This window comes from Oscillibacter sp. PEA192 (assembly GCF_003574015.1).
Taxonomy (GTDB): Bacteria; Bacillota; Clostridia; order Oscillospirales; family Oscillospiraceae; genus Oscillibacter; species Oscillibacter welbionis.
In genome coordinates, this window is the sequence record NZ_AP018532.1 from 33016 (window position 1) to 49164 (window position 16149).

A 16149-nucleotide genomic window follows, 5' to 3' on the forward strand; every position below is an offset into this window, starting at 1 on the left:
AGCAGGCAAAAGCGCAATGAAAACCCCGTGAAAAGGAGGAAAAATTCATGCGTCTCTTTCTGGCCATCCAGCTGTCCCCCGCGGTGCGGGAAGCACTGCTGACCGCTCAGGACGCCCTGCGCCGCCAGGGCAGGGGCTCTTTCCCGCCGCCGGAGAACCTGCACCTGACCCTGGCCTTCCTGGGGGAGGCAGAGGACCCGGCCAGGGCCCGGGCCGCCCTGTCGGAGGTATCCTGCCGACCTTTCTCCTTGGCGGTGGGCGGCCCGCCGGGGCATTTCGGCGACCTGTGGTGGGCCGGTGTTCGAGCAGATCCGGCCCTGGAGGAGCTGGCCGTGTCCCTGCAGGCGGACCTCCGCTCCCGGGGCTTCTGCCAGGAGGACCGCCCCTGGCTGCCCCACATCACCCTGGTCCGCCGCTGGCGGGGCGAGGTCCCGCAGGTGACCGTCCCCCACGCGAGCATGGTGGTCCGGCAGATCTCCCTCCTGCGGTCAGACCAGATTGACGGCAAACGGATCTACACAGAACTCTCCCACAAATCCCTGCGTTAAAAAACAGCCGGCACCGTTAGGTGCCGGCTGTTTTTGCAGCGGAAAGGGGGTCTAGGGGAAAACCTAAGGTTTTCCCCAGTTCGTTCGCCGTTGGCGAACGAAGAAATTTCAATCATTTTCGCCGCGGCGTGTACGTGGCAAAAATCCCTTGACCCGTGCGCCCTGGGCGCACACACCAGTCCGCAGACTGGTGGTGGGGGAGGTCGAGGGGAAACAGCCGAAATGCCGCCAGCGGCGGAAAAAGTGAGTCTGTTTCGAGGCAGCGGCGCGATTGGCGGCCCGAACAGGGCCGGGAATTGCAATGCCGCAACGGTGTCAGCCTGCTCCCCCTCGAAGCCCTCAGCACAGCTTCGCGCCCGCCGGGATGGAATCATCCACCATGATGAGGTGCAGGCACTCCTCACCGTGCTCGGTGTGGACGGCGGAGATCAGCATGCCGTTGCTCTCCAGGCCCATCATCTTCCGGGGCGGCAGGTTCACAATGGCGATCAGGGTCTTGCCCACCAGATCCTCCGGCTCATACCACTTGTGGATGCCGGAGAGGATCTGCCGGTCCACACCGGTGCCGTCATCCAGAGTGAATCTCAGCAGCTTCTCACTCTTCTTCACGGCATCGCAGGCCTTCACCTTCACCGCCCGGAAATCGGACTTGCAGAAGGTGTCAAAATCCACCTTCTCCGTCAGCTGGGGCTCCACCTCGACGGCGGGCAGGGCGGCCTTTTTGGCCGCAGCCTCCGCGGCCTCCAGCTCCTCCAGGGCCTTGTCCATGTCCAGCCGGGGGAACAGGTTCTCGCCCTTGGTGACGGCAGCGGTCTCAGGCAGAGCGCCCCACTCCGCCGCGGCGTCCCAGGTCCGACTCTCCGCAGGGGCGCCGATCTGGGCAAAGAGCTTTTCACAGCTCTCCGGCATGAAGGGCGTCAGTAGGATGCCGCAGATGCGGGTGGCCTCCAGCAGGTTGTACAGCACATGGGCCAGCCGCTTGCCGTTGGTCTCCATATCCTTTGCCAGGGCCCAGGGGGCGTTCTCGTCGATATACTTGTTGGCCCGCTGGATGACCTTGAAGATCTCGTCCAGAGCCTTGTGGGGGGCGAAGGTCTCCATGTCCTCCTCATAGTCGAACCGGAGCCCCGCGGCCTTGCTCACTAGGTCCAGGTCAAAGAGGACCGGATCGTTGGGATCGTCAGATCCGAAGCACATCGTGGATGCCCGGCTTGCGGCAGACCTGGCGGTCTCTTTCTCCATCTCCGTGGCGCCGCACCCGGCAGGCAGCGCTCCGCCAAAGTACTTGCCCACCATGGCGGTGGTGCGGGAGACCAGGTTGCCCAGGTCGTTGGCCAGGTCGGTGTTGATGGTCTGGATCAGCAGTTCGTTGGAGAAGTTGCCGTCGGAGCCGAAGGGGAACGTCCGCATCAGGAAGAACCGCAGGGCGTCCACGCCGAACTTCTCCGCCAGGATATACGGGTCCACCACGTTGCCCTTGGACTTGGACATCTTGCCGCCGTCCAGCAGCAGCCAGCCGTGGCCGAACACGTGCTTGGGCACCGGCTCGCCCAGGCTCATCAGCATGGCGGGCCAGATGATGGAGTGGAACCGGACGATCTCCTTGCCCACGATGTTGACGCCGGGCCACCAGCCCTTGTCGTAGTCGTGGTAGCGGTCGTTGTCATAGCCCAGGGCGGTGATATAGTTGCTGAGGGCGTCCACCCACACATAGACTACGTGCTTGGGATCGAAGTCCACCGGAATGCCCCAGGAGAAGCTGGTGCGGGAGACGCACAGATCCTCCAGGCCGGGGTCCAGGAAGTTCTTCACCATCTCGTGGACGCGGCTGCGGGGCTGGAGGAAGTCGGTGTTCTCCAGCAGATCCCGGACCTGGTCGGCGTACTTGCTCAGGCGGAAAAAGTAGGCCTCCTCCTCCGCGTCCTGCACCTCCCGGCCGCAGTCGGGGCACTTGCCGTCCACCAGCTGGCTCTCGGTCCAGAAGGACTCGCAGGGGGTGCAGTATTTGCCCTTGTAGGTGCCCTTGTAGATGTCGCCCTTGTCGTACATCTTCTTGAAAATCTTCTGGACGCTCTCCACATGGTAGTCGTCGGTGGTGCGGATGAACCGGTCGTTGGAGATGTTCATCAGCTTCCACAGGTCCTTCACGCCCCGGTCTCCCTCTACGATGTTGTCCACGAACTCCTTGGGAGTGACGCCGGCCTCCCTGGCCTTGGTCTCGATCTTCTGGCCGTGCTCGTCCGTGCCGGTGAGGAACATGACGTCCTCGCCCCGCAGGCGGTGATACCGGGCCAGCGTGTCCGTGGCCACCGTACAGTAGGTGTGGCCGATGTGGAGCTTGTCCGAGGGATAGTAGATGGGCGTTGTGATATAGAATTTTTTCTTTTCCATGGGATTCTCTCCTTTAAAACGGCAGCTCCGAATGGAAGAGCGCCGGTATTTGCCTGAATTATTATTATAGTTTGAAAATCCAAAAAATACAAGGGAAGATGCGAAAAACGGGCCGTCACACAAGCCGCCTCTCCTCGTGGGGATTGTATTTTTCGCAAAATTCCGATACAATAGGAACGCTGTATGATTTTCACAAGGGAGGATGCGCCCATGAAACTGGTATCCTGGAACGTCAACGGCCTGCGGGCCTGCCTGGGCAAGGGATTTCTGGACTTCTGTGCCGTGGCCGACGCGGACATCATCTGCCTGCAGGAGACGAAGATGCGCCCGGAGCAGGCAGAATTTGATCTGCCCGGCTATCACCGCTACTGGAACAGCGCCGACAAGGCGGGCTATTCCGGCACCGCGGTGTTCACCCGGCGCCAGCCGCTCTCCGTGACCTATGACTTCGGTATCGATGAGCACCGCCACGAGGGGCGGGTCATCACGGCGGAGTACCCGGACTTCTACCTGGTGTGCTGCTACACTCCAAACTCCAAGGATCAGTTGGCCCGGCTGGACTACCGCATGGCCTGGGAGGACGACATCCGGGACTACCTGCTGGATCTGGACGCCAAAAAGCCTGTGGTGTACTGCGGGGACCTGAACGTGGCCCACCAGGAGATCGATATCAAAAATCCCGGTCCCAACCGCCGCAACCCCGGCTTTACCGACGAGGAGCGGGAGAAGATGACGAAGCTCCTCTCCAGCGGCTTTGTGGACACGTTCCGGTATCTGTACCCGGACAAGACCGGGGCCTACTCCTGGTGGAGCTACCGCTTCAATGCCCGGAAGAACAACGCCGGGTGGCGGATCGACTACTTCATCGTGTCGGAGCGGCTGAAGGACAAAATCCGGAACGCCGATATTTGGAGCGAGGTGCTGGGCAGCGACCACTGCCCGGTGGTACTGGATCTGGATGTATAAACTTCACGCGCGTTCGATGCGCCACGAACATCGGCAAATCCTGCACATGAAGTCTTTTTGCATCATTTCCGGCTGCCCTGAAGAGTGCGGGGAAACGGCACATTTCAAAGGTTTGTGATGCTTTGCATCGGAAAACAGGACCGGACCTGCTGGGTCCGGTCCTGTTTCAGCTCAACAGGGCGTTCATCTCCTCGATCTCCAGATCCTGGAGGGCCCAGTTGATGCCGTAGCCCACCACCTTGCTCAGATCCCGCACCTGCTGGTCGATGTCCCGGGTAGTGACCATGAAGGCATCATGCTCCCCGCGCAGCCGTTCCTCATCCACCTTTTCCACGCCGGACTCCTCCAGAATGTCCGCCGCCAGGGTGGCGGAGTCCACCACCGTGGGCACGCCGATGGCGAACACCGGCACCCCCAGCGTCTCCCGGTTCAGCGCCGCCCGGTGGTTGCCCACGCCGGAGCCGGGGATGATCCCCGTGTCGCTGAGCTGCACCGTGGCGCACACCCGCCCGCACCGGCGGGAGGCCAGGGCGTCGATGGCCAGGACCATGGCGGGCTGGACTTCCGCCACCAGGCCCCGCACCGCCTCCGCGGACTCCACGCCGGTGGTGCCCAGCACGCCGGTGCGGAAGGCCGACACCGGCCGGAACCCGGCAAACTGCTTCGGCATGGCGGAGAGCAGGTGCCGGGTGATCAGCACGCTGTCCAATGCCAGGGGGCCAACGGCGTCCGGCGTCATGGCTGCGTTGCCCAGGCCCACCACCAGGGCGGAGCCCTCCACCGGCAGCAGGGCCTTCAGCTCCGTGCCCACGGCCCGGACCGCCCGCTCGAAAAAGTCCGCCTTCCGCTGCCAGAAGGTGGTGAGGTCAATGGTGAAATAGCTGCCCTGGGGCTTGCCCAGGGCCTCCTCGCCCCGGTGGTCCAGGATGTCCACCCGGGTGACTGGGTATCCCTCCAGCTTGCTCTTGGTCGCCTTCACCCCCATGAGGCGGGTGGTCCGCTCCGCGGACTCCTGCCAGAGCTCCCGGGCCTCCAGGGCCAGGTCGGTACGTTTTATGAACAATGCGAACCGCCTCCCAAACACAAAATCTAGTGGTCTGCTCACTAGGTTTTGCGGTAGGCGGCACGATATACAATTTTAGCCCGAAAAATATAAAAAAAGGCTTGCTTTTTGCGCCGTTCCCTGTTAAAATATCATTCTGCATGGTGGGAACTGGTTCCCACAGTCAAATTTTCTGCCTAAGGAGGTGTTTGGTTTGCCGAATATCAAGTCTGCCAAGAAGCGCGTTCTGATCGCCGAAGTGCGCAACGCCCGCAACAAGGCCGCGAAGTCCGAACTGAAGACCGCCATCAAGAAGTTCGAGGCTGCTGCCGCAGAAGGCAATCGCACCGAGGCCGATGGCGCGTACAAGGTTGCAGTGAAGAAAGTCGATCAGGCTGTTGCCAAGGGCATTCTGCACAAGAATACGGCCGCTCATCGCAAGAGCGCCATGACCCTGAAGCTCAACAAGATCGGCTGATCATATCGGGCCAAAAGGACATCCGTTCGGATGTCCTTTTTTGTTTTCTGGCCAGGGGGCTTTTCCCGATTCTGGCCCTTTTCTTTTCCGCAGGGCGTGTTATAATCGTCCGTAGGATCAGAATTCCGCTGAAGAGGTGACTGCCATGCCGCTGTTCGACACCCACGCCCACTACAACGACGACGCCTTTGACCAGAACCGGAAGGGGCTGCTGGACGCCCTGCCGGACGCCGGAGTGGGGGCTGTGGTGATCCCCGGGGTGGACGTGGAGAGCTCCCGCTCCGCCCTGGCCCTGGCGGAGAGCCGCCCCTGGCTGTTCGCCGCCGCAGGCATCCATCCGGAGGACTGCGCCGGCTGCACGGCCGCGGATTTTTCCGCCATCCGGGACCTGTGCCGGGAGAAAAAAGTGGTCGCCATCGGAGAGATCGGCTTGGACTACTACTGGGCGGAGAATCCGCCAAAGGAATTCCAGCAGATGGTGTTCCGCCGCCAGCTGGAGCTGGCGCTGGAGCTGGAGCTGCCGGTGATCGTCCACGACCGGGAGGCCCACGGAGACAGCCTGGAGATCGTAAAGGAGTTCCCCGGGGTGCGGGGCGTATTCCACTGCTTCTCCGGCAGTCCCGAAATGGCGGAGGAGCTGCTGAAGCGGGGCTGGTATCTGGGCTTTGACGGTCCGGTGACCTACAAAAACGCTCGCCGGGCGCCGGAGGTCGTGGCCGTCACGCCCCTGGACCGGATCGTGGTGGAGACGGACGCGCCCTACATGAGCCCGGTGCCCAACCGGGGCAGGCGGAACGACAGCCGGAATCTCCCCTACATTGTGGAAAAACTGGCGGAGTGGAAGGGCATCTCCCCGGAGGAGATGGCGGCGCACACCTGGAACAATGGCCTGCGGCTGTTTGGGCTGGAGGGGAAGGTATGAAAAAAGCGTTTCTGATGGTCCTGGCCTGCCTGTTGCTGGCGGGCTGCGGCGCGCCGTCAGAGACAGTGACGCCAACGGACTCCTGGCCGGATTCCGCTCTGGCGGAAACCAATGAAGCGGCTGCTGAATCCCCGCCGGAGCCTATTTCAACCGCGCCTGCCGAATCCCCGCCGGCAACCGCCCCGGCGGAACCCCTCTCCGCCCCCGCCGTGGTAACGGCGGGGCAGGCGCCGGAGGAACCCTATGATTTGCCCACGGAGGTGATCGGGCTGAAGGACTGGATCGGTGAAAGCCGCTGGAACCATGACCCGGTGGGCCTTTTGGCAGAACTGCCGGAGCGGGAGCTCTCCCTCTACGGCGTGACAAAGTGGCTTGACAGCTCAGCCCTGCTGCGCTGGGGTGACAGTCTGGCGGAGTTTTCCTGGTCCTTCGGCGGCCCGTTGATTGTGGAGCCGCAGCTTTGGTGCTGGGATGTGGACTCCGACGGGCAGGAGGAGGTCGTTGTCATCAATCATGTGGACAGCGGCACCGGGACTTCTATTGAGGAGCTTCACGTGGTCAAAAAAGACGGGGACGGCACCTTGACGGACTACTGCTTTCCGGAGTCACTGTGGCAGGAGGACCTCTCCGGCCTGCTGTCGGTGGTGTCGGACGGGGACCGGACCTACACCGTCTTGGGCGCGGATCTGGTGGACCTCACAGACGAGATCCAGACACAGTTTCCGGACCTCAATCCGGCCATGATCGAGGACACCTCTACCGGAAGATGGGCCAATTTTTCCGTGCAATCCGGTACGGATGGGAACGGCAGCGATCTTTTCTTTACGGGTTCTGCGATGTTGGAGGGGAGGGAAATCCCCTATGACTGGTATGCGGCGGAGATTACCGCTGCCATCTCCTATGAAAACGGCATCTTCACGCTGTCGGACTTTCATCTGAACAGCTTATCCTGATTACGCAAGGAGCGATATTTATGGAAAAGGGCTTTACCATCACCTATGAATACGGGGACAACCTGTATGTGAACCCCACCAACCGGTGCAACTTCAACTGCGCGTTCTGCCTGCGGCACAACCAGGGTTCCGGCGGCAGCATCTACACCCATAACCTGTGGCTAAAGCGGGAGCCCACGAAGGAGGAGATCCTTTCCTCCATCGAGAGCCACGACCTCTCCCAATACAAGCAGCTGGTGTTCGTGGGCTTCGGTGAGCCTACCTACCGGTTCGACGACATCTGCTGGGTCATCGACCAGATGAAGGCCCACGGCACCAAGATCTTCACCCGGATGGACACCAACGGCACCGGTTCCCTCATCAACGGCCGGGACATCGCCCCGGAGTTCGCGGGCCGGTTCGATATGGTGTCTGTCTCCCTGAACACCGACACGGCGGAGAAGTACAACGCCCTGTGCCACCCCCAGCAGGAAAACGCCTACCAGGCCATGAAGGACTTCACGAGAGAGGTCCTCAAGTATGTGCCCACCGTGATGATGACCGTGGTGGACACCATCCCGAAAGAGGAGATCGAGAACTGCCGGAAGATCTGCGAGGAGGAGATCGGCGCCACCTACCGGGTGCGGGAGTACATTGCGGACTGACAAATGCAGATATGAAGAGACGCCCGCAGGGGCGTCTCTTTTTCCTGAGCTTATGTATGGAATACCACGGACTTCACGATGATGCTGACGCCGCCCAGGAGGAAGAGGACGATGGCGCCCTTTTGGAGCTTTTCCTCTTCCAGCCGGGGCCCCAGCCACGCCGCCAGGCCCATGGCCAGCACCGCCGCGGGAACAGACGCCAGGGCGAACAGCAGCACCGGGCCGGTGAACAGGTCGGTGACTAGATAAGTCACTACCCGCACCGCATTCTCCCCAAAGAAGAGAAAGCACATGCTCCCCTTGAACTCGCTGTAATCTCTGGCTGTTCGCTGGAGGTAGGCCACGATGAACATGTTGATGCCGAAGAGGCCCGCGCACACGCCGGAGAACGCGGACACCGCCAGCCGCAGCCAGGGCCGGTCCTTCCGGTCCGGCTTCACCGGCCGCAGGGAGCGGGTGGCCATCTCCAGCCCTAAAAGCACCACGACGACGCCCAGCACGGTTTTGATGACCCAGGGCATGGAAAAGCGCAGCAGCAGCGTGCCGGGGATCACGCCGCAGAAGTTGGCCGCCAGCAACGGCAGGATCTTCCGCCACTGGAAGCTGTGCCGGTTTTTCCAGGTGATCCAGGCGTTCACCGGGCAGTCCAGCAGCAGCGTACCCGGGGTGATGACCACATTGTCCAGGCCCATGGACAAAATCGGCGCGGAGATCAGGGGGTTGCCGAAGCCGATCAGCCCTTTGACCAGATAGGCCAGCAGCTGCGCGGCAAAGATAAACAGTGCGGTTGAAAGCGTCATTGTATGTTCCCTCCCAGATTTTCACCCCTCATTATATACCACATTTTCAGCGGAAAGGAAACGGCATTCTGCCTCCGGCGGAAAAAATGGACTCCCTGTTCCAGGTTTGTGTCGGTAGAGGCATCCCCGGCAAATCGATAAACGATTTGCCGGGGAATTCCAATAAGTGCAGATTTAAATATAAAGATACCATATCGTCATGATTGCAAAATCCGCAAACATATGGATAACCCATGAATGATAGATATTTTCATTTTTGCTATCTACATAGTCAAAAAGCAGCCCGCCAATCGCCAATCCTATTAAAGCCAAAAGCAACATCAACGGCGGAAATGACATTCCAATCATTGCAATATGATAAACTGCAAACATGCCTGAACTGAATATATATGCTATTTTTCGGGCTGTGTATTTGGATAATCTGATAAATGCAACGAAACGAAAGAAAAATTCCTCCAGAAAGGAATTGCAAAAGGAAATATAGAGAGCCACCCCAATAAAGCTGCCGCTGTTGACTTTTTGATCCGCTGAAAGCGACTGAACCAACGACGCATAGTCGAAGAAGTTTTTTGTCAAAGTATACGCACCCAGAATCACCGCATAGATAAAAGAGCCCAGCACAAATAATTTCATCATGCCCCTCTTGTCGATTTTAAAGAATTCATCCAGTAATTTTGTATGGGTTATTTTTGCATATACCAATGGCAATAATAAAAATACCGCGACTTTAAGCGCGGATTTGACAATATATGCCGGTTCAATGATTGTTTCAATGAGTGCCATAAAAACACAACATATTATAACAAGAACAATAATACCCGACGCTTTTTCTTTATTCATAGCCATCAGTATTATCTGCCTCCCAAATATAAATCTGCTGCTTTTATATTGCCTATGTCTCATTTTTACCATTATAGAATAGAAAAAAGTTTTGCGCAAGGCAGCAGGTGAATTCGCCGGGGTTGTGCGCTATCATTCCACTATCTAGAGCCGGAGCCCAGCAGGCGGTTTTGCTTGCATTTCCCGGGAAAAAGGCGTATGATAAGAGGCGAGAAAATGGGGAGCCCGCTGGCGCGGGCTGAGAGGAGGCCAGCCAGGTCTTGACCCTTTACCTGATGTGGATCATGCCAACGTAGGGAAATCATGAGGCGCACAGCCGCGGACGACCGTTCTTGGTATGTCCGCGGTTTTTTTGACAGAGAGGATGGAGTGATATGAAGATCGACCCCAAGCGGCTGCGGCTATATGCCGTGACGGACCGGGCCTGGACTCATGACGCGGAGGGCCTGCTCCGTCAGGTGGCGGCAGCCGTCGACGGCGGGGCGGGCATCGTCCAGCTGCGGGAAAAGCACATGGGACAGGCGGATTTCCTGGCGGAGGCGGAGCGGTTCGTGGCCCTGTGCCGGGAAAAGGGCGCTGTCAGCATCATCAACGACAATGTGGAGATCGCCGCCCAGACCGGGGCGGACGGCGTTCATGTGGGCCAGGAGGATCTGGAGGCGGGCCGGACTAGGGAGCTGCTGGGGCCGGACAAGCTGATCGGCGTTTCCGCCCACTCCGTGGAAGAGGCCCTGGCCGCCCAGGCGGCGGGGGCGGACTACCTGGGCGTGGGCGCGGCTTTCGTCACCGGCACCAAGACGGACGCCAAGCCCATCTCCCGGGAGACCATCCGGGCCATCACGGCGGCGGTGGACATCCCGGTGGTGGCCATCGGCGGCATCAGCCATGACAATATTCTGGAGTTGAAGAACTGCGGCCTGGACGGCGTGGCGGTGGTCTCCGCCCTGTTCGCCCAAGCCGACGTGAAGGCGGCGGCGGAGGAGCTGCTGCGGCTCTCGGAGGAGATCGCCCGATGAACATCCGGGGCGCCATCTTTGACCTGGACGGGACCCTGACGGACTCCATGTACATCTGGCAGAAGGCCCCGGTGGATCTGATGCGCCGGTACGGCGGTGACCCGCCGGAGGATCTGGCCCGGGACCTGAAGGAGATGGGCCGCCGGGAGGCGGCGGAGTACCTGCGAAGCCGCTTCTCCCTCTCCACCACGCCGGAGGAGCTGATGGACACCCTCAACGATCTGGTGACGGAGGAGTACCGGTCCCGGGTGCCCTTGAAGCCCGGGGCGGACCGGCTGCTGGCCCGGCTGGCGGATTCCGGCATCTCCTGCTGCATCGCCACCGCCAGCGAGGCGTTCCAGGCCCGCTCCGCCATGGAACGGCTGGGACTGTGGCCGCACTTCCGCTTCGCCGTCAGCTGTGTTCAGTACGGCGGCAAGACCCGGCCGGACATCTATCTGGAGGCCGCCCGCCGTCTGGGGACCGCTCCGGCGGAGACGGTGGTGTTTGAGGATGCCCTTCACGCTGCCAGGACCGCCCACGAGGCAGGCTTCCGGGTCTGCGGCGTCTGGGACGCCTCTGCCGAAGAGGATCAGGCCGCGCTGAAAGCCCTGGCGGATTGGTACGTGCGGGACCTGGGCGACTGGGTCCCGTAAGGGACGGGGAACCGCGGCCAGCGGGCCGCTTCCAGCGGCGGATCGGGGGCACCACCTTCCGCCGCTTGATAAAACTTCAATGCAAAGAAGCATCAGGAAAGGAAGCATCGATATGAAGACAGCATTGACGATCGCTGGGACCGATCCCAGCGGAGGCGCCGGTATCCAGGCAGATATCAAGACCATGACCGCCAACGGCGTGTTCGCCACCTGTGCGGTGACGGCTCTGGTGGCCCAGGACACTACCGGCGTCAAGAGCATTGTGGAGTGTACGCCGGACTTTCTGGCGGAGGAGCTGGACTGCGTGTTCACAGATATCTTCCCCGACGCGGTGAAGACCGGCATGGTCTCCAGCATTCCGCTGATCCGGGTGATCGCGGCCAAGCTGAAGGAGTATGGGGCCAAAAATCTGGTGGTGGACCCGGTGATGGTGGCCACCTCCGGGGACCGGCTCATCACGGAGGACGCGGTCTCCGCCCTGAAGGAGCTCCTGCTGCCCCTGGCCACGGTACTGACCCCCAACATCCCTGAGGCGGAGATCCTCTCCGGCATGACGATCCGCAGCGCCGCAGACATGGAGGCGGCGGCCCGGGCCATCAGCGAGCAGTACGGCTGCGCCGTGCTGTGCAAGGGCGGCCACCAGATCAACGACGCCGATGACCTGCTGTGGCGCTGCGGCAGCGGCAAGTGGTTCCACGGAAAGCGGATCAACAACCCCAACACCCACGGCACCGGCTGCACCCTGTCCAGCGCCATCGCCTCCAATCTGGCGAAGGGCTTTGACCTGGACACGGCGGTGGAGCGGGCCAAGGCTTACATCTCCGGCGCTCTGGGGGCCATGCTGGACTTGGGACGCGGTTCCGGCCCCATGAATCACATGTTCGACCTGAAGAGCATCTACTGTACGGAAAAGGCAGATTGACCAGTTTGCAGACAACAGGGGGACAGCGGTTTTATCCGCTGTCCTCCTGTTGTTTTTGCGCAGAAAAACGGCGGTTCCGATGGCGGGATCTATTTGGAATCACCAGACTGAACAAAATGATTTCAGGTATTTTTAAGGTTTAAAACGAGCTGAATATACTAAAAAAATGATAAAAACAAAATTTTTTAAAGTGCTTTTTCAGGTTGATTTTAGCTTTCCATGATACCTTTGGACCAGAACCCTTCCCGGAGGGGGAGGTACGGAAAGGATTGGCACGGTATGAGCGAAAAAGGACTGGAGCGGGAGACGGAAGGAATCTCCGTGGGGGAGCGGGAGCCCGTCGTAGCAGATTCCTCTCCCAAAGGGGGCCGTCTCCGCAGCAGCTGGAAAAAGCTGTGGAAGGGGCGGAAACGAAAGGCGCTGGCGCTGCTTCTGGTGGTGGCCATTGCAGGCGGCGTGGTGATCTGGAGGGGCCGCGGACAGACGGCCTCCGCTGCGACGACGTATCAGGAGGCGGCGGTGGAGCGCCGCTCTATCACCAATTCCCTCTCCTCCAGCGGCACGCTGGAGCCAGCGGACTCCTACACCGTCAATACGCTGGTCTCCGGCGAGATCCTCAGCGATACCTTTGAAAAGGGCGACCAGGTGGAGGAGGGCCAGCTGCTCTATACCATTGATTCCTCCAACGCGGCCAGCAGCCAGACCCAGGCGCAGAACAGCTACTCCCAGGCCCAGACCTCCTATGAGCAGGCGGTGAAGGCCAAGTATCCCCAGGCGGACCTGAGCGGCACCGTCAGCGAGGTGTATGTGAACGAGGGGGACAGCGTCAGCGCAGGCACACAGCTTCTGAAGATCGTGGCGGATGAGAACATCTACATCGACTTCTACTTCACCTACGCGGACAGCGGCGACTTCTACATCGGCCAGACCGCCACGGTCTTTATCGACGGCTTTGCCGGGACCCTCACCGGAACGGTTGCCGCGGTGTCCAGTTCCTCCGCGGCGGTCTCCACCGGCGTACCCCTGACTACCGTCCGGGTACGGCTCGCCAACCCGGGCCTTGTGACATCCGACTACACCGCCAGCGCCGTCATCGGCAGCTACTCCAGCTACGGCCAGGCGTCCATCAAGGTGGGGGCCAGCAGCGTCATCACGGCAGAGGCGTCCGGCAAAGTTGCAGGTTTCAACTGGCTGGTGGGCGATACCATCTCCAGCGGCGACCGGATCTGCACCATCACCGGTGACAGCGTGGACAACCAGATTGAAAGCGCCCGCATCAGTGTCAGCAACGCCTCCACCAGCCTGGAAAATGCCCGGGACAATCTGGAGGACTACTCCGTCACCGCGCCCATCTCCGGCACCGTGGTCACCAAGAACGCCAAGGCGGGGGACAACATTGAGGGCGGCTCCGGCAGCACCCTCTGCGTCATCTATGACCTGAGTTATCTGGAGATGACCATGTCCATCGACGAGTTGGACATCAGCTCTGTGGAGGTGGGCCAGGAGGTCCGGATCACCGCCGATGCCGTGGAGGGGAAGACCTACACCGGCGTGGTGACGGAGGTGTCCGTGGCGGGCACCACCTCCGGCGGCATCACCACGTACCCCGTCACCGTCCGCATCGACGAGACCGACGGCCTGCTGCCTGGGATGAATGTGGACGCGGAGATCGTGATCTCCTCGGCGGATGACGTGCTGGCCATCCCAAGCGCCGCCGTGAGCCGCGGGGACATGGTGCTGGTCACCGCGAATTCTCCCAGTGCTGTGAATGCCCTGGACCAGGAGGCCCCGGAGGGCTACGTCTACGTGCCGGTGGAAACCGGCGTCAGCGACAACAGCTACATTGAGGTCCTCTCCGGCCTCCAGGAGGGGGACACAGTGGCCTATCTCCAGGCGGCTGGCTCCGCCAGCTCCGGCGATATGACGTTCGTCATGCCGAGCGGGGCCATGTCCTCCATACCGATGGGCGACATGCCCAGCGGGATGCCCTCCGGCGGCGGAATGCCCAGCGGCGGGCCGGGAGGCTTCTGATGGGCACTTTGATCGAATTTCGGGAGGTCTGCAAGTATTACCAGATGGGCGACACCACTGTGAAGGCGGCGGACCACATCTCCTTCCAGATCCGGAAGGGGGAGTTCGTGGCCATCGTGGGCCAGTCCGGCTCCGGCAAGTCCACCTGTATGAACATCATCGGCTGCCTGGACGTGCCCACCTCCGGCACGTACCTGCTGGACGGCAGGGATGTGGGTCAGATGGATAAGGACCAGCTGGCCGCCATCCGGAACAAGATGCTGGGCTTCATCTTCCAGCAGTACAACCTGCTGCCCAAGCTGACGCTCCAGGAGAACGTGGAGGTGCCGCTGATGTACGCCGGCATCCCCAAGCCGGAGCGGCACGAGCGATCCCGGATCGCGCTGGAGATGGTGGGTCTTGGCGACAAGCTGCGCAATAAGCCCAGCCAGCTCTCCGGCGGCCAGCAGCAGCGGGCGTCCATTGCCCGGGCTCTGGCAGGGGACCCGGCGGTGATCCTGGCCGACGAGCCCACCGGCGCCCTGGACTCCCACACCGGGCGGGAGGTGCTGACCATGCTGCAGCAGCTCCATGCCGCGGGCAACACGGTGGTGCTCATCACCCACGACAACTCCATCGCTGTCCAGGCCCAGCGGATCATCCGGCTGGAGGACGGCCACGTGATCTACGACGGCGATGCCGGTGCGCCTGAGGCGGTAGTGACGCCCAATCTTGCCGGAAGGGGGATGGCGGGATGAGCCTGATCGAGACCTTCCAGATGGCGGTGCAGAATATTCTCAGCAGCAAGATGCGGACCTTCCTCACTATGCTGGGCATCATCATCGGCGTGTGCGCGGTCATCGTCATCGTGGGCCTGGGCAACGGGATGCAGGGCTATATTGAGGACAGCTTTGCCGACATGGGCACCGACTCTCTGACAGTGATGGTGATGGGCCGCGGCTCCTCCCGCAGCGTGTCGGAGGGCGAGATGTACCAGCTGGTGGCGGACAACAGCGATGTGTTCAAGCAGATCTCCCCCACGGTCACCATGAGCGGCTCGGTGAAGATCGGCAGCAGCACTCTTTCCGCCACCTCCGTCACCGGCGTCAGCGAGGATTACTTCTCCATGAAGGGGTATGAGGTCGCCCAGGGCCGGGGGCTCCAGTACACGGACATGACCGGCCGGAAAAAGGTCTGCATCGTCGGGCAGTATCTGAATCAGGTCTATTACGGCGGGAATGCCGTGGGTCAGACGCTGCGGATCAATGGCAACTCGTTTACCATCGTAGGTGTTATGGGAATGGAGGGCACAGAGCTGGAAGAGGGCGGCACGGACGACTGCGTGTTCCTCCCCTACTCCACCGCCGCCCGCCTCAGCTTCACCGGCACCATCTCCAGTTACACCATCACTGTCCAGGACACGGACCAGATCTCCCAGGCCAAAACCACCCTGGAGAACGCCCTCTATGAGATTTTTGAGGACGACGATGCCTATACCGTGGGCAGCATGGCGGAGATGGTGGAGGAGATGAACTCCATGGTGAACATGGTGATCTACATTCTGGCGGGCATCGCTGCCATCTCTCTGGTGGTGGGCGGCATCGGCATCATGAACATCATGCTGGTGTCGGTTACGGAGCGGACCAGAGAGATCGGCATCCGCAAGGCGCTTGGGGCCCGGGAGGGCGCCATCATGCGCCAGTTCGTCATCGAGGCGGCTACCACCTCCTCTCTGGGCGGCGTACTGGGGATCGCCCTGGGCTTCGGCCTATCCGCGGCGGCCACGGTGGTCATCGCCAATGTCATACCGGACACCCCCATCACCGTCAGCCCCAGCATTGCGGCGATCCTGGTGGCCTTCGGTGTCTCCGCGGGCATCGGCATCGCCTTCGGATACCTCCCCGCCAAAAAGGCCGCGGTGCTGAACCCCATCGATGCGCTGCGGTATGATTGAGACGCCATCCGCATCCGCCCTTCCCGGT

At 61.1% G+C, this 16149-nt stretch carries 16 protein-coding genes; 12 read left to right on the top strand and 4 right to left on the bottom strand.

Annotated features, from left to right (window positions below; all coding sequences use genetic code 11):
- Positions 1-47 precede the first annotated feature (47 nt).
- Entirely contained in the window at positions 48-548 is a 501-nt protein-coding gene (thpR, locus tag DN611_RS00155; protein ID WP_119310371.1) for an RNA 2',3'-cyclic phosphodiesterase, read from the top strand.
- Positions 549-887: 339 nt separating this feature from the next.
- Here thpR and metG read toward each other — a convergent pair whose 3' ends face one another.
- Positions 888-2939 carry a methionine--tRNA ligase gene (gene metG, locus DN611_RS00160; RefSeq protein WP_119310372.1) on the bottom strand — a complete coding sequence of 684 codons (2052 nt, stop codon included), beginning with the start codon at positions 2937-2939 and terminating at the stop codon, positions 888-890.
- Positions 2940-3149: 210 nt separating this feature from the next.
- Here metG and DN611_RS00165 point away from each other — a divergent pair, with 210 nt between their 5' ends.
- Entirely contained in the window at positions 3150-3905 is a 756-nt protein-coding gene (locus DN611_RS00165; protein ID WP_119310373.1) for an exodeoxyribonuclease III, read from the top strand.
- Positions 3906-4071: 166 nt separating this feature from the next.
- Here the strand turns inward: DN611_RS00165 and gpr are convergent, their stop codons facing one another.
- Positions 4072-4968: a GPR endopeptidase gene (gpr, locus tag DN611_RS00170; RefSeq protein WP_036631190.1), complete on the bottom strand. Its 897-nt coding sequence runs from the start codon at positions 4966-4968 to the stop codon at positions 4072-4074.
- A gap of 193 nt (positions 4969-5161) precedes the next feature.
- Here gpr and rpsT point away from each other — a divergent pair, with 193 nt between their 5' ends.
- The 4 genes from rpsT (at position 5162) to DN611_RS00190 (ending at position 7944) form a co-directional block, all read left to right on the top strand.
- A complete protein-coding gene (gene rpsT / locus DN611_RS00175; RefSeq protein ID WP_025544580.1) occupies positions 5162-5425 on the top strand; it encodes a 30S ribosomal protein S20 in 264 nt (87 codons plus the stop codon).
- A 145-nt stretch (positions 5426-5570) separates the two neighbouring features.
- On the top strand, positions 5571-6347 hold the full coding sequence (locus DN611_RS00180) for a TatD family hydrolase (protein ID WP_119310374.1): 777 nt from the start codon (positions 5571-5573) through the stop codon (positions 6345-6347).
- Complete coding sequence (locus DN611_RS00185) at positions 6344-7300, top strand: hypothetical protein (protein ID WP_119310375.1); 957 nt, start codon at positions 6344-6346, stop codon at positions 7298-7300. Before DN611_RS00180 ends, DN611_RS00185 begins: the two co-directional genes overlap by 4 nt.
- Before the next feature lie 20 nt (positions 7301-7320).
- Entirely contained in the window at positions 7321-7944 is a 624-nt protein-coding gene (locus DN611_RS00190) for a TatD family nuclease-associated radical SAM protein (RefSeq protein WP_119310376.1), read from the top strand.
- 50 nt (positions 7945-7994) lie between these two features.
- Here DN611_RS00190 and DN611_RS00195 read toward each other — a convergent pair whose 3' ends face one another.
- Both DN611_RS00195 and DN611_RS00200 read right to left on the bottom strand, forming a co-directional pair.
- Positions 7995-8744 (bottom strand): sulfite exporter TauE/SafE family protein, encoded by a 750-nt coding sequence (locus DN611_RS00195; protein WP_119310377.1) that lies wholly within the window; start codon positions 8742-8744, stop codon positions 7995-7997.
- A gap of 174 nt (positions 8745-8918) precedes the next feature.
- The gene (locus tag DN611_RS00200; RefSeq protein ID WP_051365607.1) at positions 8919-9590 is read right to left on the bottom strand and encodes a CPBP family intramembrane glutamic endopeptidase; all 672 of its coding nucleotides are present in this window, start codon (positions 9588-9590) and stop codon (positions 8919-8921) included.
- Positions 9591-9958: 368 nt separating this feature from the next.
- On the opposite strand from DN611_RS00200, the gene thiE reads away from it, so the two are divergent.
- The 6 genes from thiE to DN611_RS00230 all read left to right on the top strand — a co-directional run bounded on the left by thiE (position 9959) and on the right by DN611_RS00230 (position 16121).
- Entirely contained in the window at positions 9959-10600 is a 642-nt protein-coding gene (gene thiE, locus DN611_RS00205) for a thiamine phosphate synthase (protein ID WP_025544587.1), read from the top strand.
- On the top strand, positions 10597-11235 hold the full coding sequence (locus DN611_RS00210) for an HAD family hydrolase (protein ID WP_025544588.1): 639 nt from the start codon (positions 10597-10599) through the stop codon (positions 11233-11235). The genes thiE and DN611_RS00210 overlap by 4 nt, the downstream gene beginning before the upstream one ends.
- Before the next feature lie 112 nt (positions 11236-11347).
- Entirely contained in the window at positions 11348-12157 is an 810-nt protein-coding gene (gene thiD / locus DN611_RS00215) for a bifunctional hydroxymethylpyrimidine kinase/phosphomethylpyrimidine kinase (RefSeq protein WP_119310378.1), read from the top strand.
- A gap of 279 nt (positions 12158-12436) precedes the next feature.
- A complete protein-coding gene (locus DN611_RS00220) occupies positions 12437-14188 on the top strand; it encodes an HlyD family efflux transporter periplasmic adaptor subunit (RefSeq protein ID WP_025544590.1) in 1752 nt (583 codons plus the stop codon).
- The gene (locus DN611_RS00225) at positions 14188-14925 is read left to right on the top strand and encodes an ABC transporter ATP-binding protein (RefSeq protein WP_021751028.1); all 738 of its coding nucleotides are present in this window, start codon (positions 14188-14190) and stop codon (positions 14923-14925) included. The genes DN611_RS00220 and DN611_RS00225 overlap by 1 nt, the downstream gene beginning before the upstream one ends.
- Positions 14922-16121: an ABC transporter permease gene (locus DN611_RS00230; RefSeq protein ID WP_025544591.1), complete on the top strand. Its 1200-nt coding sequence runs from the start codon at positions 14922-14924 to the stop codon at positions 16119-16121. The genes DN611_RS00225 and DN611_RS00230 overlap by 4 nt, the downstream gene beginning before the upstream one ends.
- The last annotated feature ends 28 nt before the right edge of the window (positions 16122-16149 follow it).